Here is a 22,133-nt window from a genome sequence, read left to right as displayed (position 1 = left end):
AAAGAGGGGCAGAGCGCCAACTCAACAAAGGGGGGTGGGAGAACCACCGCGAGTGCGAAGTCACGGACCCCGATCAGCCGAGACGAAGGCAACAACGGTTAGATGCGGAGCATTGGGGGGTGGAGGAGGACGGCGGGGCCGCGGCGGTAGAGCATGGCGGGCCGGCCGCCGTCGCGGGTGGTGGTGCGGCCGGTGGGGATGAGGAAGCCCTCGGTCTTGGTGACCTTGCGGTGGAAGTTGCGCGGGTCGAGGGGACGCCCCCACACGATTTCGTACACGCGGCGGAGTTCGGCGACGGTGAACTCCGCGGGGCAGAAGGCGGCGCCGAGCGAGGTGTACTCGAGCTTGGCGCGGGCGCGTTCGATCCCGTCCAGGACGATGCGGCGGTGGTCGAAGGCCATGGCGGTCAGCGAGGCGACAGGCTGCCAGCTCATGTGGGCCTCGGTCGAGGCCGGCAGGTCGGGCGCGAGCCCGAGGTAGGCGACGCTCACCACACGCTGCCGCGGATCCCGATCCGGATACCCGTACGTCTGGAGTTGCTCCAAGTGCACGGGAGCCCCGGGCAGCCCCGCCCGTTCGGCCAGCACCCGGGCCGCCGCGGCGGGCAGATCCTCCTCCAGCTGGATGAACCCACCCGACAACGCCCACAGGTCGTCGTAAGGGGGCCGATCCCGCCGCCACACCAGCGCACTCAACTGCTGAAACCGCACGGTGAGCACAACGAGATCCACGCTGACGGGAATACGCGGGACCATGTCAGGCACGTTACACGGTGAGTGGATCACCAGGGAGCCAGAGCGCTCCTCCGGCAGGCGGGGGGAGGTCACTCGTGGCGGTAGTACACCGGCTCGGCCGCCTTGCGCCCGTCGGCCGAGGTCACCTCCACCCGGACCCAGGTGTCCTGCGGAATGGACTCCCAGTCCACCGGGATCCAGACGCGACCGACGCTCTCCGGCAGGTCCGGCATCGGCGTGCCGTCGTACCAGCCGACGGTGGAGGCGTCCACCACGCGGGGGGTGTCCAGTCCGGACCAGCTTAAGGTGATCTTGGCGTCCTGGACGTGGTAGCCCCGGATCTCCAGGCCGTCCTGGATCTGGCGCTTCTCCCGTACCGCCTGGATCGCCACCGGCCGGTCCCAGTCGCGCGCGATCTCCTCCGACAGCGACGGCGAGCCGCAGGTGTAGAAGTCCGTCCACATATAAGAAATGATCTTCGACACGTACGGCCCGGCCAGCGTCACCGCCGTGTCCATGCGCGGCTTGTCGGTACGCCCCCGCGACCCCTGCGTGCCGCACCGCTCGGTGGCCGACGGCTCGAAGGACTCCACGTTGGCCCAGAGCTGCACCTCGACGCCCTCGTCCAGGAGTTCCTTCCTGGCCTCGGACATCTCGCGGTAGTAGTCGCGGGTGCCGCCGTAGTAGGCGGTGTTGTAGGTGCTCTCACCGACGACGGGCTTGAGCCGTTCGTCCACCGGCTTGTTCTTCCAGTTCGGCCAGAACAGGCCGACCTTGCCGGTGCCCCGGCTGTCCTGCGGGGCGATGATCCCGACCCCGGTCCTGGCCAGCGCCTTGAACCCGCTCGCCACCTGCTTCGGGGTGGAGGTGTACGCCACGCGCTTGCGCGCGTCCAGGTACGGACTCACCAGGATGGGCTTGCCGGGCAGTTCCTGCTCCACGATGCGGTGCTGCTCGGCGTACACCTGCAGCGTCGGCACGTTCTCCGGCTCGGCCCAGTCCCGGATCTGTAATTCGAACGGCTGGTACACCCCGCCGAGCGACTTGCGGTTGGCGTGCCGGTCGCCGTAGTCCTGGAGGATGCGCCGGGTCAGCGTGGTGAGCGTGCCCACGTGCCGGGGGTTGGCCCTGGTCGTGCCGGTGGGGTCGCGCGGGGCGAGCGGCAGCGCGGGGAAGACCTGGATGCCGAACCGGTCGCCCAGGTCGAGCAGTTCGGTGAGGCTGTCGGTGGTGCCGGCGGACACGATGATGACGTGGTAAGCGCGGCCCTTGGAGGTGAAGTCGCAGGTGGCGTCGTCGGAGCCGTCCTCGGAGGCGATCAGGCGGTAGAACACCTTCTCGCCGACGACGATCTTGCGTTCCATGGCCGGGCAGCGGAACACGCCATTCCCGTACTGCTCGTCGGTGCGGTAGACGAAGTTCCAGCTGACGCGGTTGTCGGGGTTGGCGGCCTTGAGGTCGTTCTCGGCGGCCTTGGCGCAGGGGACGCCGTTCTCGACGCAGACGGCGTACCGCTTGTCGGGGAGCGGGTCCTTGCCCTCGGCGGTGACCTGGTCGAGGACCTGGCCCTCGGGGTCGAGCTGCCGGGGCGAGAGTCCGAAGCCCAGCCGGACCACCGTGTCCCCGCCCACGTGGTGGATCGCCTCTAACTGCCGCCGCCAGTTGCAGCGGTCGGCGGTCGGCACGATCCAGTAGCCCGTGATGGAGTACGGAGTCGTCACATTGGTGTCGAACGTTCCACACGGATCGGTGAACTCGTTCGACTTCACCGACTCACTCGGCTTGGGCGAGGACGGCGCGCTGTTACCCACGTTCGCGGTACGGGAGCCGGGCTCGTTGAGTGCGAGCACGACGGACGCGACCCCGCCGAGAATCGCCACCCCCAAGATCAGAGCCAGCCAGCGCAAAACCGTCACCCCTGAAGTATTCGGCTTATATGACTAAGGCTTGTACGGACTCTATGGCCTGACGCCCGCCCACGCTTCGAGCTGGGCGACGAAGCGGCGCGCGGAGTTCGGCCAGTGGTGGTTGGCTCGGGCGGCGGCGTAGCCACGCGCGCCCGCACCCCGGCGCTCCTCGGTGTTGTCCCGCAGCGACAGCACCGCCTTGGCGACCGCCTGCGGATCCTGCCAGGGCACGACCATGCCGCTCTGGTAACGCTCCACCAGCTCGACCGCCCGCGGCGACGGCGTCGTGATCACCGGTATGCCGTGGGCCATGTACTCCACGATCTTGGTGGGCATGGAGTGCCGGTAGTTGGGCTCGTCGTGCAGCAGCGAGAGGCCTGCCAGCGCGCCGTCCAGCCGCTTGAGCGCCTCGTCGTTGGGCATGAAGTCGCGCCACTCCAGCACGCCCTCCTCGACCGCGTGGGCGAGCACCGGGCGAGTCTGCGGGTCTGCGTACCCGATGAGTTCGACGGCCACGCGGTGCGGGCGCAGCAGGCGGGCCACCTCGACGGCCTCGCGCACGCCGCGCGCCTCCGACAGCCAGCCCAGGTAGACGACGCGGTCGTCGCCGGGGGCGCTGACGTTGTCGGGCACCCAGGTCTCGTTCGGGACGACCAGGTGGGCCTGCCGGAACCGGCCCGCGTACGCGGTCTCGGCCAGCAGCAGGTGCAGGTGGCGCTCCGCCGTACCCTCCAGGAGGCGGGCCAGGAAGCGGGTCGGGGGCCGCAGGAACGCGGGCAGCCACGGCTTCAGCGACAGAGTGGCCGGGGTGTCCTCGTGCACGTCCCAGACGACCGGCGGCCGGTTGCGCACGCCGGCCACCGCGAAGAGCAGTTCCGGGTCGTGAATCAGGCACAGGTCGACCTTGCCGCGCATGCTCTTGAACAACCGCCGGGCGGCCCGTACGGCCGTGACCCTGCGCCGCTCCGCCGCCCTGGGCAGATCGACGCCGGTCACCCAGGACCGGGGGACGACTCCGCGCGCCGTGTACGGCGCCGCGTACGTGACCTCATGACCGGCGTCGACGAGAGCCCGGATCTGCCGGTGCAGGATCCGGGCGTCCTCGGGGTGATGCACCACCGTCATGACGAGCACGTGCACGCGTCAGGCCTCCCTACAGCCGCTCGACGCGTTCGCTCGTGGCGAGCACGCCACGAGTGTCGAGCACGAGGCTGCCCTGGCGCTCGATCAGGTCCAGGTCGAACGCGGCGTGCTGCTGAAGCAGCACCGTCACGTCCGCGGCCACGATGGCCTCGGCCAGGTCCTCCTGGCGCGGGATCGGCCGGCCCTCCACCGACCACTGGCGCACGTGCGGATCGCAGAACGTGAGCTCGGCGCCGAGTTCGAGCAGCGCCTCCGCGACCGGTATCGCCGGCGTCTCCCGCTCGTCCGCGATGTCCGGCTTGTACGTCACGCCGAGCAGCAGCACCTTCGACCCGTTGACCGGCTTGCGGTGCCGGTTCAGCAACCGCTGCACCCGCGCCACCACGTACGACGGCATGCGCTCGTTGATCTCCTGCGCCAGCTCCACGAACCGGAACGGGTACCCGAGCTTGCGCACCGTGTACGACAGGTACGACGGGTCCACCGGGATGCAGTGCCCGCCCACACCGGGACCCGGCAGGAACTTCTGGAACCCGAAGGGCTTGGTGGCCGCCGCCTCGATGGCCTCCCAGAGGTTCACCCCGAGCTCGTCGCAGAAGATCGCCATCTCGTTCACGAGCGCGATGTTGACGTGCCGGTAGGTGTTCTCCAGCAGCTTGGCCATCTCGGCCTCGCGGGTGCCGCTGACCGGCACGACCCGCTCGATGAACTGCGAGTAGAAGGTCTCGGCCCGCTCGCGGCAGGCGGGGGTGAAGCCGCCGACCACCTTGGGCGTGTTGCGCAGCCCGTACTTGGTGTTGCCCGGGTCGATCCGCTCCGGCGAGAACGCCAGGTGGAAGTCGGTCCCGGCGACCAGGCCCGACTTCTCCAGGATCGGCCGCGCCACCTCGTCGGTGGTGCCCGGCCAGGTGGTCGACTCCAGGACCACCAGCGTGCCCGGCCGCAGCTGCGCGGCCACGGTCGCGGTGGCCCCCTCGACGGCGGACAGGTCCGGGCGGTGGTCCTCATCCAGCGGCGTCGGCACGCAGATCACGATCGTCGACGACTCGGCGAGCACCGACGGGTCCAGCGTGGCCGTGAAGCCGTTGCCGAGCATGGCGTCGAGGTCCGCGTCGGTCAGGTCGTCGATGTACGACCTGCCAGCGTTGAGCGCGTCCACTTTGGCGGGGTCCACGTCGAGCCCGGCAACGGTCAAGCCGGCCGCGGTGGCCTCCTTGGCCAGCGGCATGCCCACGTAGCCCAATCCAATGATCGTTAGATCGAAGCGGGTCACGATGAGACCTGGGAGCGGGAACAACACTTCATGGTCGCAAAGGCTATCTCAACTCGGCACCAAGGATGCCTGATGCACCACATCCGGCGTCTTCGGTGGAACTCACTTGCTGGCGATCGATTCGTAAATTTCACGATAGGTCTTTGCGAGGCTGCTCCATGTCCTTTTCGCGGCAACTTCTGCCCGTCCGGCCTCGCCCATCTTGCGGCGGCGCTCCGGGTCGTCCCTCAGCTCGGCGATGGCCTTGGCCAGTTCCTCCGGGCTCTCCGGCTTCACCAGCAACCCGGCGCCGTCGGATCCGACCAGCTCAGCCAGGGCCGGCAGGTCGCTCAGCACGACCGGCTTGCCCAGCGCCATCGCCTCGACCGGCTTGAGCGGGGTCACCAGCCGGCAGACGCGCAGATCGTCCCGGGGGCAGACGAAGATGTCGATGGCCGCCTGGGCCTGGAGGGCCTCCTCGGGGCCGACCCGGCCCGGCAGCAGGCAGACGTCGCCGATGCCGAGCTTGTCCACCTGCTGGAGCAGCGCGGGCCGCTCGGCGCCGTCGCCGACGATGAGCACCCGGACCGGCGCGCCCTGGGCCTTCAGCAGCGCGGCGGCGCTCAGCAGGGTGGCGAAGCCCTCGTACGCGACGATGCTGGACACCGAGCCGACCACGATCTCGTCGTCGCGGATGCCGTACTCGCGGCGCAGGGAGTGGCCGTCGTAGGAGGCGGTGAGCAGGCTGTCGTCCACCGCGTTGGGGGCCAGGTAGATGCGATCGCGGGGCACGCCGCGGTCGACGATCTCGGTGACCATGGTCTCGGCGAGGGTGACCACCGCGTCCGCGGAGCGCATGATGTGCGCCTCCCGCTCCTTCTGGAGCAGGTGGCGCTCGCTGCCGATGCGCTTGGGGTCCCGGGAGGTCCAGGTCTCCTCCAGGAAGCCGCGCACCTCGTAGACGAACGGGGTGTTCGTACGCTCCCGCACGGCCAGGGCCACCGAGCCGTTGCGGTGGTCGGTGGCGGCGTGCAGGACCTGCGGGCGCAGTTGCCGGACCAGTTCGGTCACGTCCGCGGCGCCGCGGATCATCCGGCCGCGGCTCTCGAACGGCACCTCGCCGCTGGGCAGCAGCCGCCGGTAGGGGATCTCGTCGATCTCCTCGTACGGCGTGGCGTCGGTGTGGCCCTGGAGCATGGGCCAGCCCCAGCTGGTCACCACGTGCGGATCGAGCCCCGCCGCCTTCTGCGCGGTGACGATCCGGTGCGTCCGCACCGTGTACCCCGCCTGCGTGTACGGCAGCGCGTTGGTCACCATGTGCAGCACCCGGCCCGGCACCCGGTCACCCATGATGACCTTGGCCTTGGGCGGGATCGGGTCCTTGCCGATCGCGGCCAGTTCGCCCTCGTAGTAGGCGATCCTGCGGCGGATGAACGGCCAGCGGGTGTGCGGTCGCAGCACCTCGACGGCCTTGCTGATCCGCCCGGCCTCCCAGTGCACCTTGGCCGCTTCGAGCGGTCCGTCGGCCATCCGGCGGACGATCTTCCGGATCGTGACGCGCGCGTACCGGGCGACCGGCCAGGCCACCCGGCCCACCAGCGGGCGCATCCGGGCGGGCATCGCGTCGGCGGCGGCCTGGGCCACGCGCATGGGATCCGACTTGACCTTGCCCACCACGACGCGCGACACGATGACGGGATTCTTCACAAAACCCCGCAAAAGTCCGCCGACCCCGGCCCTCGCCGTCTTCGCAGACACCTTCGTTGGCTTATTGGGCTCGCTTACCACGGCGTGACCGTACCATAGGCAACGTTTGCCCCAGTCCCAGAAGAAAGGCAAGGTCATTGAGGGATTCACGGCTTAGCGACACGCTCGTCCTGCACGTTCTGGGCGCCCGGCCCAACTTCGTGAAGGCCGCGCCAGTCGTATCCGGTCTGGCCGAGCTGGGGGTGCGGCAGGGCATCATCCACACCGGGCAGCACTACGACGCCCTCATGTCCGATGTCTTCTTCGTCGACCTGAACCTGCCCGAGCCGCTCGCCAACCTGGCCGTCGGCTCCGGCTCGCACGCGCAGCAGACCGCCGCGCTGCTGACCGGCCTGGAGGAGGTCGTGCTGCGCGAGCAGCCCGGCCTGGTGATCGTCTACGGCGACGTGAACTCCACGCTGGCCGCGATCCTGGTCTGCGCCAAGCTCGGCGTGCCGACCGCGCACGTGGAGGCGGGCCTGCGCTCCTTCGACCGGGGCATGCCGGAGGAGGTCAACCGCATCGTCGTGGACGCGCTGGCCGACATCCTGTTCTGCACCTCGCCGGACGCGCTCTCCCACCTGGCGCACGAGGGCGTGCCCGCCGGCAAGGCGCACCTGGTCGGCAACCCGATGATCGACAGCCTTTTCTCGGCGCTGCCGAAGCTGGACCCCGCCCCCGTCCAGGAACGGCTCGGACTCTCCGGCCGGTACGCGGTGGGAACGTTGCACCGCCCCGCGAACGTGGACGATCCCGCCTCTGCCAAGGAGCTGGTGGACGCCGTGCTCGGGGTGGCCGAGCAGCTGCCGGTGGTCGTGCCGCTGCACCCGCGCGGCCGGCAGCGCCTGGCCGAGGCCGGCCTGGTGGACGGACCCAACCTGAAGATCGTCGAGCCGCTCGGCTACGTGGAGTTCCTGTCCCTGGTCCGGGGGGCGGCGCTGGTGCTGACCGACTCCGGCGGCGTGCAGGAGGAGACGACCATGCTGGGCGTGCCCTGCCTGACGATCCGGCCGAACACCGAGCGGCCGATCACCGTCACCCACGGGACCAACCGGCTGGTGACCCCGGCGCAGCTGCCGGCCGCCGCCGCGGTGGCGCTGGCCGAGGGCGCCGCGACGCCGAGCGAGGAGCTGCCGCCGCTCTGGGACGGCAAGTCCGGCCTGCGGATCGCGCGCGTGGTCGCAGCGTGGTTGCGCGGTGAGAACCTTTCTCCGGCCGCCAGGGGAACAGTGGGCTAAGTCGTACAAAACCCCCAAATGACCACGGCTTCGGCCGTAGCATGACTGATCCGGACGACCAAGCAAGGGCTGAGGCATGGCTGAGAGCGACGAGACCTTCGACGAGCCGCGGTTCCAGCGGCTGGGGCCGGTGAACTGGCTGCCCGAGGAGCGCAAGGTCGTCGAGCGCTACGAGCAGCGCATCCGCGAGCTGGAGAAGAAGCTGGCGACTCAGGAGGCGCGCGCCGAGTACGCCATCTGGAAGCTCAAGGCCACCCAGACCCAGCGGCCGTTCCGGGTCGCCCAGGCCCTCACGGGAGCCGCCAAGCCCGCCAAGTTCGTACGGCTCCCGCGGGACCTGTCCAAGGCCATGAAGGGGCGCAAGAGCCCGAAGGCGCCCATCTCGGTGGTGGAGGCGGCGGCGCAGGCCGAGCTGAAGGGCCCCGAGGTCAGGATCCCCACCCTGCAGTGGCCGGAAGGCGTGATGAACCGCCCGGACCTCAAGGTGGCGGTGATCCTGGACGACTTCTCCCGGATGGCCTTCCGGTACGAGTGGAACCAGATCGAGTTCGGGCTCACCGACTGGCCGGAGATCTTCGCGGAGGAGCGGCCCGACCTGCTGTTCTGCGAGTCGGCGTGGCACGGCAACCAGGGCCGCTGGCGTTACCAGATGACCGGGACGAACGCCCCGAAGCAGGAGCTCCGGGATCTGCTCGCCTGGTGCAAGCGGGAGGGCATCCCCTCGGTCTTCTGGAACAAGGAGGACCCGCCGAACTTCGACTTCTTCATCGACACCGCGAAGCTGTTCGACCACGTGTACACGTGTGACGGCGACATGATCCCCAAATATCGCGAAATATTGGGACATGATCGGGTGGATGTGTTGCAGTTCGCGGCCCAGCCCCGGATTCACAATCCGATCCAGACCAAGCAGGGCCGCATGTACGACATCGTCTTCGGCGGCATGTATTTCCGCGACAAACACCCCGAACGCCGCGAGCAGATGGAGACGATTCTCGCGCCGGCCCGCGAGCTCGGGCTGCACATTTTCGCCCGCAATGGCACGGTCGCCGACAAGTACGCCTGGCCGGAGGAGTACCGGCCGCACATCGTGGGCGAATTGCCGTACGAGCAGATGCTGGCCGCGTACAAGATGTACAAGGTCTTCCTGAACGTGAACTCGGTGATCGACTCACCGACCATGTGCGCGCGGCGGGTGTTCGAGCTGTCGGCCTCCGCCACGACCGTGCTGTCGGGGTGGTCCCGAGCGATCGAGGAGACGTTCGGCGAGCTCATCCCGGTGGCGCACTCGCAGGAGGAGGCGTACAACCGGGCGCTGTACCTGATCAACAGTCCGGAGCTGCGGGCCCGGCAGGGTCACCTGGCCATGCGTGAGGTGTTCGACAAGCACCTGTTCTCGCACCGGGTCGACCAGATCCTGCGGGCGCTCGGGCGTCCGGTCGCGCCGCGGTCGTACTCGATCTCGGTGGTGCTGCCCACCAACCGGGCCGGGCAGCTGGAGCACGCGATCAGCCAGGTCGCCCGGCAGCGGCACCGCAACCTCGAACTCGTGCTGGTGCTGCACGGCCTGTCCGAGGACCCGGGCGTGGTCAGGGACAAGGCGCTGGCCGCCGGCATCCCGGCCGTGAAGGTGCTCACCGCGCCCCCGGCCTTCACGCTCGGCGAGGTGCTCAACCACGGCATCGCGCACGCCGAGGGCGAGCTCATCGCCAAGATGGACGACGACAACCTGTACGGCGAGCACTACCTCTCCGACCTGGTCCGCTCGTTCGACTACTCCGAGGCGGAGATGGTCGGCAAGGGCGCGCACTACACGTACTTCCCGGACACGAACACGACGGTCTACCGGCTGCCCGGCCTGGAGCACCGCTACGCCCACCTGGTGCAGGGCGCCACCATCCTGGCCAAGGCCGACCTGCTCCGCTCGATCCCGTTCGAACCGGTCAACGCGGGCGAGGACACCCGGCTGGTCCGGCGGCTGAAGGAGGACGGCATCCGCATCTACTCGGCGGACCGGTTCAACTTCGTCTACATGCGCGGCTCGGACGCCACGGCGCACACCTGGCAGGCGGCCGACTACAAGCTGACCCGCAACGCGCAGTTCAGCTTCGTCGGCCACCCCGAACAGCACGTGATGATCTAAACCATCACGCGGCGGAGGCCGGCCAGCGCGAGATCGGTCTGCCGGACGACGTCCGCCTGCTTCACGGTGGCGCCGACCACCAGCAGGCTCATCACGACGCCCCGGTAGCGCACGACGACCGAGCCGATGGTCGTGTGCCGCCCGCCGCCCGCCGCGGCCGTGAGGAAGCCCTGGGCGTCCTGGCCCCAGCCGGGCGCCGTGACGGGCGCCGTGACGGGCGTTGTCACGTACGCGATCCGCTCGCGGCCCACGGTGGCCGTGTAGCGCGCGCAGGCGGCCGGGGGCGGCCCGGGGAACCAGTCGGCCGCCACGACCGCCTGGGTGACCGTACGGGCCGGGCCCGAGGCGGTCGCCGAGGGAGTGGCGAAGGAGACGACCGCTCCGGGGGCGCCGGCCACCGCGCGGGCGTCCAGCTGGCCGGAGGAGCGGCACTCGGGTTTGTCCAGCCTGGCCGCGCCCAACGCCTGGAGGCCGGCCCTGGTGGCGTGCAGCTGCCCGTAGGCGCCCGCTTCGGGGCCGTACACCCGGCGCATGCCGTCGACGTGGGTGAGCAGCAGTTCGGTCAGGCCCCCGGCGCCCCGGCTTTCCGCCTGCGGGGCCGGTGACGAAACCGGCGGCGGAGAACAGCCCAGAACAACGCACATCCATACGCCCGCTAATACGACATCGCGTATTTTCCGCATTTACGGAACCCCTCGAATTCGGCGACGCCGAACAGAGTATTCCGCCCGGCCGACAGTTACGCCGGCAATCGGGAATGCCCAGCCAGGTGCGGGGTCAGGGGCGCGCTCTCCGGTTGAATGCCCACGACATGTCCGGCTCCACGGCCCAGCGCGTGAGTTTTCGCACGAATGGCGTGCAGAGTACGGCGGTGAGTCCCACCGCGACCACGAGCATCAGCGCCACTCCGAGCGGATTGACCAGATAATCGTGGAATCGTTCGATGACTTTCACCGCGAATCCGTGCAGCAGATACGCGTAGATCGTGACCGCGCCCAGAGCCGTGAACCAGGTCCGCCGCGAGGTGGTCACCGCCAGGAACGCGGCCACCAGGAGCGCCCCCACCACGAGCAGGGCCAGCCGGATGGCACTCCCGGTCAGGTCGTCCACGCCGATCTGGCCGTTGGCGTGCCGCCACCGGATCCACTCGGTCTTGACCCCCCGGTGCACGGCGAACGCGACGCCCAGCCCCACGACCAGCACCACCGCCCCCGTGATCCTGACCCACCTCCGCTTGAGCAGCTGGAAGTGCTCCGGCTTGAGCATCAGGCCGAGGACGTAGAACGGCAGCAGGCCCATCGTCCGGTTCATCGACAGCTCGTCCGGCAGCGGGTTCATGCCGGACAGCAGGGAGATCCCCACCGCCACCGCCAGCGGCCACCGCACCTGGAACCAGAGCGGGGTCGACAGCCGCCACAGGAACAGCGACATGAGGAACCACGTCAGGAAGTACGGGTCGAGGAGGGTGATCTCCAGCTTGCCGTACAGGAAGTAGCGGGGCAGGGAGTAGGCCAGCTCGAAGATCACGTACGGGACGGCGAGGCTGGTGATCAGCTTGCGGGCGCGCAGGGCCCGGAAATTTCGTGACAGGTAGCCGCTGATGACGATGAAGAGCGGCATGTGGAACAGGTACACGAAGAAGTACAGGGCGTGCGCGGCCTGCACGTCCCGCAGGTCCTCGATCAGGTGCCCGGCCACCACCATCACGATGGCCAGGAACTTGGCGTTGTCCAGGAACGGATCGCGCTCCTTCGCCGCCGGGGCGGGCGGGGCCGGTGCGGGAGCGGTCGGGGTCGCGGGCGCTTCGGGGCGGGCGGAAGACGGCGCTGTCACGCGCCGGAGGCTAACGGCCGCTTCCTAGCCCACGGCCAACACCACCCGAACATCCGCCGAACTCATCCCGACAACCGACCCCACGCCAAACCCACCACGCCAACCATGGGCCGGAGGGCGCGGCGACGCGGCACGCCGAAGACGACGCTCGTGCGCCGGTGGGTGTCAGACCGTTCCAAGGCCCCACCCGTCGAGGGGATGGACCGACCTTCTTGGCGCCGACGCGGCGAGACGCGTCACCTGCGTGAACGACGCCGGATAACGGCGAGATCCCGGCGCCTGGCCCGGAATGGTCGGCGTGCTCAACCGTTCCAATGCCGACCTATATATAAGGACGCCGATTCAGACGGTCAGGCCGGTGGCTTCGGCGCTGGCGGCCCACAGGGCCTCGGCGCGGGCCGGGTCGCTCATCGCGGAGGTGAGCCGCTGAGGCTCGTTCTTCTTGAAGTAGCGACCGGGATGGTCGAGCCCGTCCTGGGAGGTGGCGAGGTGGACCAGGCGGCCCGCCCCGGCCTCGGGGGGTTCGGCCATGCCGGGCAGCGTGAGCAGGCGCATCATGAAGGTTCCCGCGGCGAATCCGGTGCGGATGACGCCCGGGTGGAAGCAGGTGGCGGGGGTGCCACGCTGGGCGAGCCCCACGGTGAACAGGATGTTCGCCTGCTTCGAATCCCCATACTGCAACCAACCATTCCATTTCCTCCCATTTCGGGATAAATCCGAAATGTCGAGCTTCGCGGTGTACGCGGCGCGGGAGGCCGTGGTCACCACGCGGGTCACCCGGTCCAGGAGCAGGTTGGTCAGCAGGAACGGCGACAGGTGGTTCACCTGGATCATGAGCTCGTGGCCGTCCGAGGTCGTCTCGCGGCGCGGAGTCATGACCCCCGCGTTGTTGGCGAGCACATCGATCCGGTCGTACTGCTCGCGGATCTCGTCGGCGGCCTGCCGTACCGAGGCGAACGAGCCGTAGTCCGTAATAACGATCTTGGGGTGACTGTCCGAAACCGCCGCCGCACGCTCGGCGACCGAAGTCAGCCGTTCGCGGTCGCGGCCCACGAGGACAAGTTGGTGTCCCATTTTGGCCAGATCAAGGGCGGCAGCTGCGCCGATTCCCGCGCTTGCCCCGGTAATCACAGTAATCATCAGTTCCTCCACTGCGCCAGAACAGTATCGGTGCTAGTCTCCTGTGCGATCTTCCGGAGGTGCATTTCCCCCCAAATGCGGCGCGAGCCTCCACGCACTGCAGGAGTGGCCATGGGTTCAAGAAACCGGTCGATTCGGTTCAAGATCTTTTTGTTGCTGCTCTTACCTCTGCTGACTCTGAGTGCTTTGTGGGGATTTGTCCTCAATCTGACCGTCGGCGACGGCCTCGCGCTTCTGCGGGCCAACGCGCTGTACGAGACGATCGGGGTCACCTCCACAGACCTCGGGCTGCGGATCCAGGAAGAGCGGGCACTCTCCGCCGACGTGCTCAGCAACGGGCAGACGGGCTCGGCGGAGCTCAGCGCCATGCAGGCCAAGACGACCGTCGCCGTGGACGCCTTCAACAAGGCCGCCCGCGATCAGAAGACGCGCGACTCAATGAGCGAGGAACTCCACGCGCCCCTCGACAGCCTCCTCACCGAGTTGGAGGCCCTGCCGCGCATCCGTGACTCGATCGCCCTGGGCAACACCACGCGACTGGACGCGATCAAGGCGTACAACGCGATCATGGACGAGCTGTTCCGGGTCTACGACCGGATGGTCTCCGTCCCCGATCTGGGCATCTTCCAGCAGGCCAACGCCATGCAGGCGATGGGCAACGCGCACGAGATGATCGCCAGAGAGGACGGCCTGATCCGCGGCGCGCTGGCCAGAGGCAAGCTGACCGCCGAGGAGCACAACAGCTTCAGCGAGTGGGTCGCCACCCGGCAGTTCCTCTACGCGAAGAACCTGCCGGTGCTCGAGGGCGGCCACCGCGCGCCGTACGAGGCGGTGCTCAGCTCCGACCTGTTCACCCAGTTCCAGGTGCTGGAAGGGCAGATCGTCAACCAGGTGCGGTCCGGCGGGCCGCTGCCGGCCGAGGCCGCCAAGTGGAAGTCCACGGTGGACAGCCTCATCGTCCGGCTGGACGACGCCCGGATCCGGTCCTCGGCCGCGCTCACCGAGAGCGCCACCGCGGTGGCCACCGGGATCATGGCCAGGATCGCCGTCGCCGGCGGCGTCGGCCTCATCGCCGTGGTGGCCACGATCATCTTCTCGGTCCGCTTCGGCCGCCGCCTGGTGCGCGACCTCGCCGGGCTCCGCCACGCCGCCCTGGAACTCGCCGACGTACGGCTCCCGCGCGTCGTGGACCGCCTCAAGCGCGGCGAGGACGTCGACATCGAGACGGAGGCCCCGCCGATCGTGGCGGGCGGCTCCACCGAGGTCGAGGACGTGGCGAACGCGTTCAGCTCGGTGCAGCGCACCGCGGTCGAGGCCGCCGTCGGCCAGGCCAACCTGCGCCGCGGCGTCAACCACGTCTTCCTCAACCTGGCCCGCCGCAAGCAGAGCCTGCTCCACCGCCAGCTCACCCTGCTCGACTCCATGCAGCGCAGGGCCGCCGAGCCGGAGGTGCTGGAGGACCTGTTCCGCCTGGACCACCTCACCACCCGCATGCGCCGCCACGCCGAGGGCCTGATCATCCTCTCGGGGGCGGCCCCGGGCCGGTCCTGGCGCAAGCCGGTGCCGATCATCGACGTGGTCCGGGCCGCCGTCGCCGAGGTGGAGGACTTCACCCGGGTGACCGTGCTGCCGATGCCGGAGTCCGCGGTGGCCGGCGCCTCGGTGGCCGACCTGATCCACCTGGTGGCCGAGCTGATCGAGAACGCCACCGTCTTCTCGCCGCCGCAGACCAAGGTGCAGGTGCGCGCCGAGATGGTCGCCAACGGGCTGGTGCTGGAGGTGGAGGACCGCGGCCTGGGCCTGTCCCCCGAGGAGTACCAGGCGATCAACGAGAAGCTGGCCGTGCCGCCGGAGTTCGACCTGGCCGACTCCGACCGCCTCGGCCTGTTCGTCGTCGGCCAGCTCGCCGCCCGGTACGGCATCGGCGTCGTCCTGCGCTCCTCCCCGTACGGCGGCACCACGGCCATCGTGCTGGTCCCCCGGTCCCTGGTGGCCGAGGACGGCTCGCCCGCCGCGATCCCGCCGGCGCCCGCGCAGGCTTCCAGAGGAGCGCACGCCGCGCCGAAGGTGACCGCGGTGACCACCGTCCAGGCCACGGTCATGCCGCCGACCGGCGAGGTGCCGGACGTGGACGACCCGGAGCGCGCAGGACCGGACACCTCGCCGTTCTTCACGCCCGCAGCGCTGCGGACGGAGCCGGTGCCGCCGGCGCCCCGGAGCGACACGACCCTGTCGATGGTGCCCCAGGCCGCGCAGTCCAACGGCGCACCCCCCGCGCTGCCGTCCCGGCGGCGTTCCCGCCCGCAGGATCCGGCCCAGGGCGCGCCCTCAACCGCGCCCTCGGGCCCGACGGGCCCGTCCGGGCCCTCCACCCAGAAACCCGGCTCGTCGGTCGCCAGCGGCACCCACGCGGGCCTCCCCCGCCGGGTCCGCCAGTCGCACATCGCTCCCCAGCTGAAGTCCACCGAGCCGGAGCACGCGCAGCCGCTGTCCGCGCCCACGTCCCCGGAGCGTACGCCGGAGGAGGCACGGGCCATGTTCTCCGCCTTCCAGCAGGGAGCGCGGAGGGGCCGTGAGGATGCAGACTACGCAGAGACAAATAATGGCGAGAAGGGTGAGGAATGACCGGGAAAGTGACTGCATCCGGCGAGCTGAACTGGTTGCTGGACGACCTGATCAGCCGAGTCGGCGCCGTCCGCCAAGCGGTGATCCTGTCCACCGACGGTCTGGTCGTCGGGGCCTCCCAAGGGCTCACCCGCGAGGATGCCGAGCACCTGTCCGCCGTGGCCGCCGGTTTCCAGAGCCTGGCCAGGGGCGCGGGACGACATTTCGCGGGTGGCGAGGTGCGCCAGACCATCGTCGAGATGGAAGCCGCCTTCCTTTTTGTCACGGCGGCCGGGCAGGGCACCTGCCTGGCCGTGCTGGCCGCCTCTGACGCCGACGTGGGCCACATCGCGTACGAGATGGCCATGCTCGTCAAGCGGGTCGGGCAGCACATATCCACCAATCCCCGGCGTTCACCGTGACGCCGCCGGAGTGGCTGGACGACGAGGCCGGGCCGATCGTCCGCCCCTACGCCCTGACCCGCGGGCGGGCCCATTCCTCGGCCGACGACATGGACCTGATCGCCATGGTGACGGCCGTAGGGAAGACGCCTCGGGACCCCACGGACATCGGTCCCGAGCAGTGGCGCATCCTGGACATCACCGCCAGGGCCACCTCGGTCGTGGACATCGCGTCCGAGCTGGATCTCGCCCTCGGCGTCGTCCGCGTCCTCCTCGGTGACCTACAGGACCAAGGCCTGATCCGGGTACGGCCCCCCGCCCAGGTCGCGCCGCTGCCCAGCGAGCGCATTCTCAAGGAAGTGATCAATGGCCTTCGCGCCCTCTGACGAGCCGGTCGCACTCAAGATCCTCGTCGCCGGCGGCTTCGGCGTCGGCAAGACCACACTGGTCGGAGCCATCAGCGAGATCAGGCCGCTGCGCACCGAAGAGGTGCTCTCCGACCGCAGCGTCGGCGTGGACGACGTGGGTGGCGTGGAGACCAAGACGACGACCACCGTCGCCATGGACTTCGGCCGCATCACCATTCGCGAGGGCCTGGTCGTCTACCTGTTCGGCACGCCCGGCCAGGAACGTTTCTGGTTCATGTGGGACGAGCTCTCCTACGGCGCCCTGGGCGCGGTCGTCATCGCCGACACCCGCCGCCTGACCGACTGCTTCCCCTCGATCGACTACTTCGAGCAGCGCGGCACCCCGTTCATCGTCGCGGTCAACTGCTTCGACGGGGCCGAGCGGTACGAGCCGGACGACGTCCGCATCGCCCTCGACCTGGACCCGGAGGTCCCGGTCCTGCTCTGCGACGTACGCCGCCGGGCCTCGGCCAAGGTCGTGCTCGTCACCCTGGTGGAACACGCCCTGAAGACGCTGACCGCCAGCCAGCGGTGATCGCCGTGAGCGGTCGTCTCCCGCTCACGGCGTCAGCCGCCGATGCCGGACAGGTCCATCTGGCGGGTGAGCGCCCAGCGTTCGTGGTCCCGCCAGGAATCGCCGATCTTGATGAATCCGGGCGAGAAGCCTTCCTTCCGGAAACCCAGCCGCCTGATCAATTTCAGTGACGCGGCATTCGCCGGTTGAATATCGGCCTCGACCCGGTTGAGGTCCAGGCGTTCGAAAGCGTGACGGGCCGCGAGGGCCACACTCGCCGACATATAGCCCCGCCCCGCGTACGGCAGGAATACGGCGTATCCGAGGCTGGCCCGCTGATAGGGGCCGCGCACTATTTCGTTGATGTTCACCATGCCGAGCAGGTCCCCGTCCCCGGCCCGGCAGGCGACCATGCCGACCATCGTGACCTGGTCACACTTGGCCAGATAATCGGCGAAGCCGCTCGGCGAGAGGGGCAGTCCCACCCATGGACGGTGGAGTTCGACGCTGAGGTTGGCCAGTTCGAGAAATCGTTTCTCGTCCGCCGCCGTGATCGTTCGGATCATGACCCGGGACGCCAGCACTTGATCGACACTCACGTTCAGCAGTTTAGGTGAGGGGCCGCCCGGCCGCTCCGCCATATCAACCCACCCAGAATCATCAAATATCGAGATATTTGCGAACTGGGCGGCCCTGGTCAGAGCGGAGTGTCGCTGGGACACTCGGCATAGGTGAGATTCACGGTTCCCGAGGTTCGCCGGATACTTCGGGGGTTCCCGGATTCGGGAGTTCGCATGCTGAAGGGCATCCCTCAGCCTCGGCGCGCCGACCTGACCGCGCGTGCGCTGGCGTTTCAGAATCCGCGGCTGCCGATCCCGTTACGGGTGGTGTCGCGGCTGCCGTTCGCGCGCGTGCTCTGGCCGCTGGACGCGGCGGCGCTGAAGGCGAAGGCGCGGCGGCGGACCCGGCTGCGGGACTTCGGCGGGCTCGCGCCGCTGGACGAGCCGCTGGGGCTGCTCTGCCGCGCGCTCGAGGAAGACGCCCAGATGCACGCGCTGGGGCGCTGGAACGTCCATTCGGCGCTGCTGTCGGCGCTCAGCCACCGGCTGCGGCTGGAGGACCTGGCCCGGCGCCGGCCGCACGTGTTCGAGCGCCCGGTGCCGCCGCCGACCGTGATCGCCGGGCTGCCGGGCAGCGGGGCCACGTTCCTCCAGCGGCTGCTGGCCCGCGATCCCGCGACGCGCTGGATCCCGTTCTGGGAGAGCGTGAACCCGCTCCCCCCGGCGACGCCGGTGCCGGCTCCCGATCCCCGCGTCAAGGCGGGCGCCCGGATGCTCTCGTTCCTCCAGTGGAGCTGCCCGGAGACGATCAAGATGTTCGAGCTGGAGAACGAGTCCGCCTGCGAGGAGACGATGCCGCTGGCGATGGGCTTCGCCGCCACGTTCCTGGAGATGTGCCCGCTCCCCGGCTACCTCCCCTGGCACGCCGCGACCGACCACACCGCCGGCTACGCGTACCTGCGCCGCACCCTTCAGGCCATGCAGTGGGGACGCCCGGAGGGCGAACGCTGGCTCCTGCGGTCCTCGCAGCACCTGGCCCAGTTCGGCCCGCTCACCGCGGCCTTCCCCGACGGCACGGTCGTGCAGACCCACCGCGACCCCGTCGGCAGCGTCCTGGCCCTGTCCGCGATGTTGTCGTACGCCTTCCGCCAGAACTTCCGCCACCCCAACCCGCACCTGATCGGCCACTACGTCACCGAGCAGACCGAACGCCTGCTCCGCGCCGCCATCCGGGACCGTTCCCCCGTCGACCGCCGCTTCGTGGACGTGCACTTCGCCCAGCTCAACGCCGACCCCATGGGCACCGTACGGCGGATCTACGCCGCCGCAGGCGCCGAGCTGAGCGAGGAGACCGAACGCCTGATGACCGTCTGGTACCCGCGCCACCGCAGGGGACGCCACGGCGTGCACTCCTATGAGCCGGCCGACTTCGGGCTCAGCGTGCCCGCCCTCCGGGAACGTTTCACCTTCTACTACGACCACTTCGCGGTCCCCCGCGAGGGGCACTGACCCTCGCGCGGTCAGAGCGCGGTCAGAGCGCGGTCAGAGCGCGCGCAGGCCGGTGATCACCTCGCGGAGGATGCTCTCGGACGGGGGCGGGGCCGGGGACTGGTCGGCGCCGGGCACGTAGCCGCCGCCGGCCGGAGGCCGTACCAGGATGAGGCCGTGGTCGAGGAGGTCGCCGAGCAGGACGCGGACCACGCCGAGCGGGAGGTCGGCCTCGGAGGCGACCTCGGCCACCTGGCGGGAGCGCGGGATGAGCTCCAGCAGGCGGCGGTGCTCGCGGCCCAGGTCGGCGTTGGCCGGGATGAGGGCGCCGGTCGCGGCCACCACGGACAGCAGGTCCAGCGGGGCCGAGGTCGCGGCCCGGCCGCGGGTCAGCGCGTACGAGCGGACCACGGGGCCGTCGTCGACCCATTCCTCGTAGTGACTCATGCGCCTGCCCCTTCCAGGACGGCCTCGGGGGCCAGCACGGCTGCGGGGATGAGCACGATGGCGGTGGTCCCGCCGAACGGCGACGGGCGCAGTTCGACCTTGACGCCGTGGCGGGTGGCCAGGCGGCCGACCACGACGAGGCCCAGCCGGTCGGTGTCGGCCAGGTTGAACTCGGGCGGGCTGGCCAGGCGCCGGTTGATGGCCTCGATGTCGGCGGCGGGCAGGCCCAGGCCGCGGTCCTCCACCTCGACGGCGAAGCCCTTGGCCACGGCCTCGCCCCGGACCGACACCTCGGTGTGCGGCGGCGAGTACGTGGTGGCGTTCTCCAGCAGCTCGGCGAACAGGTGGATGAGGTCGGTGACCGCCGACCCGTTCAGCGCCACCTCGGGCATCGGGTAGACCCGGACGCGCGGGTAGTCCTCGACCTCGGCGACCGCGCCCTGCAGCGTCTCGGCCACCGGCACGGGATTGCGGTGGGTACGGCCCGGCGTGCCCCCCGACAGCACGATCAGGCCTTCGGCGTGCCGCCGCATCCGAGTGGTGAGATGGTCCAACCGGAACAGATCCTCCAGCGCGGCGGAGTCCTCGGTCTGCCGCTGCATCGCGTCGAGCAGTTTGAGCTGGCGCTGCAGGAGCCCCTGGCTGCGGCGGGCGAGGTTGCGCAGGGCCTGGCCGACGCTCTCCCGCAGCCGCGCCTGGTCGACCGCGGCGTCCACGGCCGTGTGCTGCACCGCGCTGAAAGCGTACGCCACGTCGCGGACCTCGGCGGTGGTGCCCGGGGGTTCCAGTTCGGGGGCCTCGGTGGCCACGTCCACCTTCTCGCCGCGGCGGAGGCGTTCCACGACGCGCGGGAGCCGTACCTCGGCGAGTTCCTGGGCGGCGGAGCGGAGGCCGCCCAGCTCGCGGGAGATCGCCCCGGCGGCCCGCCAGGAGACGAACAGGGACAGGATGACCGCGACGAGGCCCAGGACGCCGGCCACGCCGGCCCGGACGAACGTGCCGATGGCCGCCGGCTCGCCGCGGAAGGCCAGGGCCTCGCCGCCGACGTCGATCGCCGCCCGGAACGCCTTGTCCACGTCCTGCGCGACCTGCCGCCAGGCGGCGTGGGTGAGGTCGGGGCCGATGGCTCCGCCGACGATCCGCGACTCCATGCGCTGGAACTGCCGGTACGCGTCCGAGACGAGCAGCTTCTCGAAGGGGGCGCGCAGGTCGGGCTCCAGCTCCAGCATGCCCTGCTCGAACAGGAACTCCCGCTTGGCCGCGAGCTGCGTGAAGGCCCGCCGCTCGGACTCCTCCCAGCGGCTGTTGACCAGCAGCAGCCCGGAGGCGAGCGCGATCTCCCTGGTCATGTGGTCCTCGGCCAGGCCGATCGAGGTCAGGCTGCGGGACTGCTGGTAGAGCTCGACGTTGTTGCTCAGGGTCATGCTGTTGATCAGCGCGATCATGGCCGTGGGCAGCCAGGAGTAGCGCTGGCCCAGGGTGACCAGGTCGATGCGGCGGGCGTCCACGTCCTGGCGGAGGTCGTCCAGCTCGTCCGCGGCGGCCATCACGTCGCTGTACCTGGCCTTCATCGGCGCGGACATCGCGTTCTGGGCGTCGTCCGCGCCGGAGCGGCTGCGCAGCTCCTGGCGGTCGTCGTCGGCGATCCTGCGCTGGTCGGCCAGGAGGCTCCGGGCCTCGGCGGAGCCGGTGGCCAGGTACTCGGCGGAGAGCAGGTGCTCCCGCTGGACCGAGCGGGCCAGCTTGTCGGCGGGCACCCCGATCGCCTGATACAGGGTGGAGATGTCCAGGAGCTTCAGAGACTCACTGGTGGTGATCGTCGCGGCGAATCCCCAGAGCGCCACCAGCGATACCAGTGGGATGACCAGCAACGTAGAAATCTTGAAGCGGACTGACCTGCTTGCTGTCATGGCACCCTCAATGGCCGTACGTAGCCGATGAGAGTAGCAGTTTGCTGCGTGCTATTTGGATCTAGTTAAAGACATGTTACGAGACATGTTATGAAATGCCGGACTGGGCAGCTTAGGGAGGATGTGTGCCCAGCTCAGGTGGACCAGGCGGGCCGCGAGCACGGCCAGCACGGCCACCTCGACGCCCAGCAGGGCGCGCTCCACCAGCCCCATCATGACGCCGTCGCCCGGCAGCGCCACGTAGGTCAGCGCGGCCACCCCGAGGCCCGCGGCCAGGGTCAGCCACTCCACCGGCCGGGCCACCACCCGCCACCGCTCGTCGTCGGCGAACCGGCCGACCAGTTGCGCGGTCGCGGCCGGCAGCGTGGTGAAGGCCAGCACCTGCCAGACCATCTCCGGCAGGAACGGCGCGGCGGCCATCGCCGTCGCCCAGGCCAGGATCAGACGCTCCGGCCAGCCGCCCACCGGAGCCTTGCCGGCCCGCATCCCGGCCCACAGCGCCAGGGCCGCCAGCCCGAGGGCGGCCAGCGCCAGGCGGGTGCTCCCACCGTGGGCGAGCGCCGCGCTGATGGTCGTGTTCACCGGATCGACCTGGTCCGGGACGAGCGCGGCCAGCGCGACGACCACGCCCGCGCAGGCGACCAGGGGAGCAAACCTCTTGACCAT

General features: G+C 69.8%; 19 protein-coding genes. 7 read left to right on the top strand and 12 right to left on the bottom strand.

The features are described 5' to 3' along the window. Window positions 1-98: 98 nt before the first annotated feature. From Aph01nite_RS28760 to Aph01nite_RS28740, 5 genes are all read right to left on the bottom strand, one after another. A complete protein-coding gene (locus Aph01nite_RS28760) occupies window positions 99-755 on the bottom strand; it encodes an NUDIX hydrolase (RefSeq protein WP_204044142.1) in 657 nt (218 codons plus the stop codon). Between the two features lie 68 nt (window positions 756-823). Further along, window positions 824-2,650, bottom strand: coding sequence for a DUF4434 domain-containing protein (locus tag Aph01nite_RS28755; RefSeq protein ID WP_239162057.1), 1,827 nt, complete (start codon window positions 2,648-2,650; stop codon window positions 824-826). 42 nt (window positions 2,651-2,692) lie between these two features. Continuing rightward, a complete protein-coding gene (locus Aph01nite_RS28750; protein WP_204044141.1) occupies window positions 2,693-3,781 on the bottom strand; it encodes a glycosyltransferase in 1,089 nt (362 codons plus the stop codon). 13 nt (window positions 3,782-3,794) lie between these two features. After that, window positions 3,795-5,057 carry a nucleotide sugar dehydrogenase gene (locus Aph01nite_RS28745; RefSeq protein ID WP_204044140.1) on the bottom strand — a complete coding sequence of 421 codons (1,263 nt, stop codon included), beginning with the start codon at window positions 5,055-5,057 and terminating at the stop codon, window positions 3,795-3,797. Between the two features lie 102 nt (window positions 5,058-5,159). Beyond that, window positions 5,160-6,743 (bottom strand): glycosyltransferase family 4 protein, encoded by a 1,584-nt coding sequence (locus Aph01nite_RS28740; protein ID WP_239162056.1) that lies wholly within the window; start codon window positions 6,741-6,743, stop codon window positions 5,160-5,162. Between the two features lie 137 nt (window positions 6,744-6,880). Between Aph01nite_RS28740 and wecB the strand changes: the two genes are divergently transcribed. Both wecB and Aph01nite_RS28730 read left to right on the top strand, forming a co-directional pair. After that, window positions 6,881-8,020 (top strand): non-hydrolyzing UDP-N-acetylglucosamine 2-epimerase, encoded by a 1,140-nt coding sequence (gene wecB / locus Aph01nite_RS28735; RefSeq protein ID WP_239162055.1) that lies wholly within the window; start codon window positions 6,881-6,883, stop codon window positions 8,018-8,020. A gap of 76 nt (window positions 8,021-8,096) precedes the next feature. Beyond that, window positions 8,097-10,163, top strand: coding sequence for a glycosyltransferase family protein (locus tag Aph01nite_RS28730; RefSeq protein ID WP_204044138.1), 2,067 nt, complete (start codon window positions 8,097-8,099; stop codon window positions 10,161-10,163). On the opposite strand, the gene Aph01nite_RS28725 is transcribed toward Aph01nite_RS28730, so the two are convergent. From Aph01nite_RS28725 to Aph01nite_RS28715, 3 genes are all read right to left on the bottom strand, one after another. Next, window positions 10,160-10,807 (bottom strand): hypothetical protein, encoded by a 648-nt coding sequence (locus Aph01nite_RS28725; protein WP_204044137.1) that lies wholly within the window; start codon window positions 10,805-10,807, stop codon window positions 10,160-10,162. The two genes, Aph01nite_RS28730 and Aph01nite_RS28725, sit on opposite strands and share 4 nt — an antisense overlap. A 133-nt stretch (window positions 10,808-10,940) precedes the next feature. Then, a complete protein-coding gene (locus tag Aph01nite_RS28720; protein ID WP_239162054.1) occupies window positions 10,941-11,996 on the bottom strand; it encodes an acyltransferase family protein in 1,056 nt (351 codons plus the stop codon). 342 nt (window positions 11,997-12,338) lie between these two features. After that, window positions 12,339-13,136 carry an SDR family NAD(P)-dependent oxidoreductase gene (locus tag Aph01nite_RS28715; protein WP_204044136.1) on the bottom strand — a complete coding sequence of 266 codons (798 nt, stop codon included), beginning with the start codon at window positions 13,134-13,136 and terminating at the stop codon, window positions 12,339-12,341. A 186-nt stretch (window positions 13,137-13,322) separates the two neighbouring features. Between Aph01nite_RS28715 and Aph01nite_RS28710 the strand changes: the two genes are divergently transcribed. The 4 genes from Aph01nite_RS28710 to Aph01nite_RS28695 are packed head-to-tail and all read left to right on the top strand — an operon-like array spanning window position 13,323 to window position 17,083. Continuing rightward, window positions 13,323-15,761, top strand: coding sequence for a sensor histidine kinase (locus tag Aph01nite_RS28710; protein WP_204044135.1), 2,439 nt, complete (start codon window positions 13,323-13,325; stop codon window positions 15,759-15,761). Then, window positions 15,758-16,162 (top strand): roadblock/LC7 domain-containing protein, encoded by a 405-nt coding sequence (locus Aph01nite_RS28705; RefSeq protein WP_204044134.1) that lies wholly within the window; start codon window positions 15,758-15,760, stop codon window positions 16,160-16,162. The genes Aph01nite_RS28710 and Aph01nite_RS28705 overlap by 4 nt, the downstream gene beginning before the upstream one ends. Beyond that, entirely contained in the window at window positions 16,159-16,527 is a 369-nt protein-coding gene (locus Aph01nite_RS28700) for a DUF742 domain-containing protein (protein ID WP_204044133.1), read from the top strand. The genes Aph01nite_RS28705 and Aph01nite_RS28700 overlap by 4 nt, the downstream gene beginning before the upstream one ends. Further along, a complete protein-coding gene (locus Aph01nite_RS28695; RefSeq protein WP_204044132.1) occupies window positions 16,508-17,083 on the top strand; it encodes a GTP-binding protein in 576 nt (191 codons plus the stop codon). Before Aph01nite_RS28700 ends, Aph01nite_RS28695 begins: the two co-directional genes overlap by 20 nt. A 32-nt stretch (window positions 17,084-17,115) precedes the next feature. On the opposite strand, the gene Aph01nite_RS28690 is transcribed toward Aph01nite_RS28695, so the two are convergent. Then, entirely contained in the window at window positions 17,116-17,703 is a 588-nt protein-coding gene (locus Aph01nite_RS28690; RefSeq protein WP_239162052.1) for a GNAT family N-acetyltransferase, read from the bottom strand. A gap of 153 nt (window positions 17,704-17,856) precedes the next feature. Here Aph01nite_RS28690 and Aph01nite_RS28685 point away from each other — a divergent pair, with 153 nt between their 5' ends. Further along, complete coding sequence (locus tag Aph01nite_RS28685) at window positions 17,857-19,131, top strand: sulfotransferase family protein (protein WP_204044131.1); 1,275 nt, start codon at window positions 17,857-17,859, stop codon at window positions 19,129-19,131. Between the two features lie 33 nt (window positions 19,132-19,164). Here Aph01nite_RS28685 and Aph01nite_RS28680 read toward each other — a convergent pair whose 3' ends face one another. The 3 genes from Aph01nite_RS28680 to Aph01nite_RS28670 all read right to left on the bottom strand — a co-directional run bounded on the left by Aph01nite_RS28680 (window position 19,165) and on the right by Aph01nite_RS28670 (window position 22,133). Continuing rightward, window positions 19,165-19,557 (bottom strand): DUF742 domain-containing protein, encoded by a 393-nt coding sequence (locus Aph01nite_RS28680; protein WP_204044130.1) that lies wholly within the window; start codon window positions 19,555-19,557, stop codon window positions 19,165-19,167. Beyond that, window positions 19,554-21,428 carry a sensor histidine kinase gene (locus tag Aph01nite_RS28675; RefSeq protein ID WP_204044129.1) on the bottom strand — a complete coding sequence of 625 codons (1,875 nt, stop codon included), beginning with the start codon at window positions 21,426-21,428 and terminating at the stop codon, window positions 19,554-19,556. The genes Aph01nite_RS28680 and Aph01nite_RS28675 overlap by 4 nt, the downstream gene beginning before the upstream one ends. A gap of 90 nt (window positions 21,429-21,518) precedes the next feature. Further along, entirely contained in the window at window positions 21,519-22,133 is a 615-nt protein-coding gene (locus tag Aph01nite_RS28670) for a DUF998 domain-containing protein (RefSeq protein ID WP_204044128.1), read from the bottom strand.

The sequence above is a fragment of the Acrocarpospora phusangensis genome (genome assembly GCF_016862995.1).
In the GTDB taxonomy this organism is placed as follows: domain Bacteria; phylum Actinomycetota; class Actinomycetes; order Streptosporangiales; family Streptosporangiaceae; genus Acrocarpospora; species Acrocarpospora phusangensis.
This window is presented reverse-complemented; position numbering and strand designations above follow the sequence as displayed.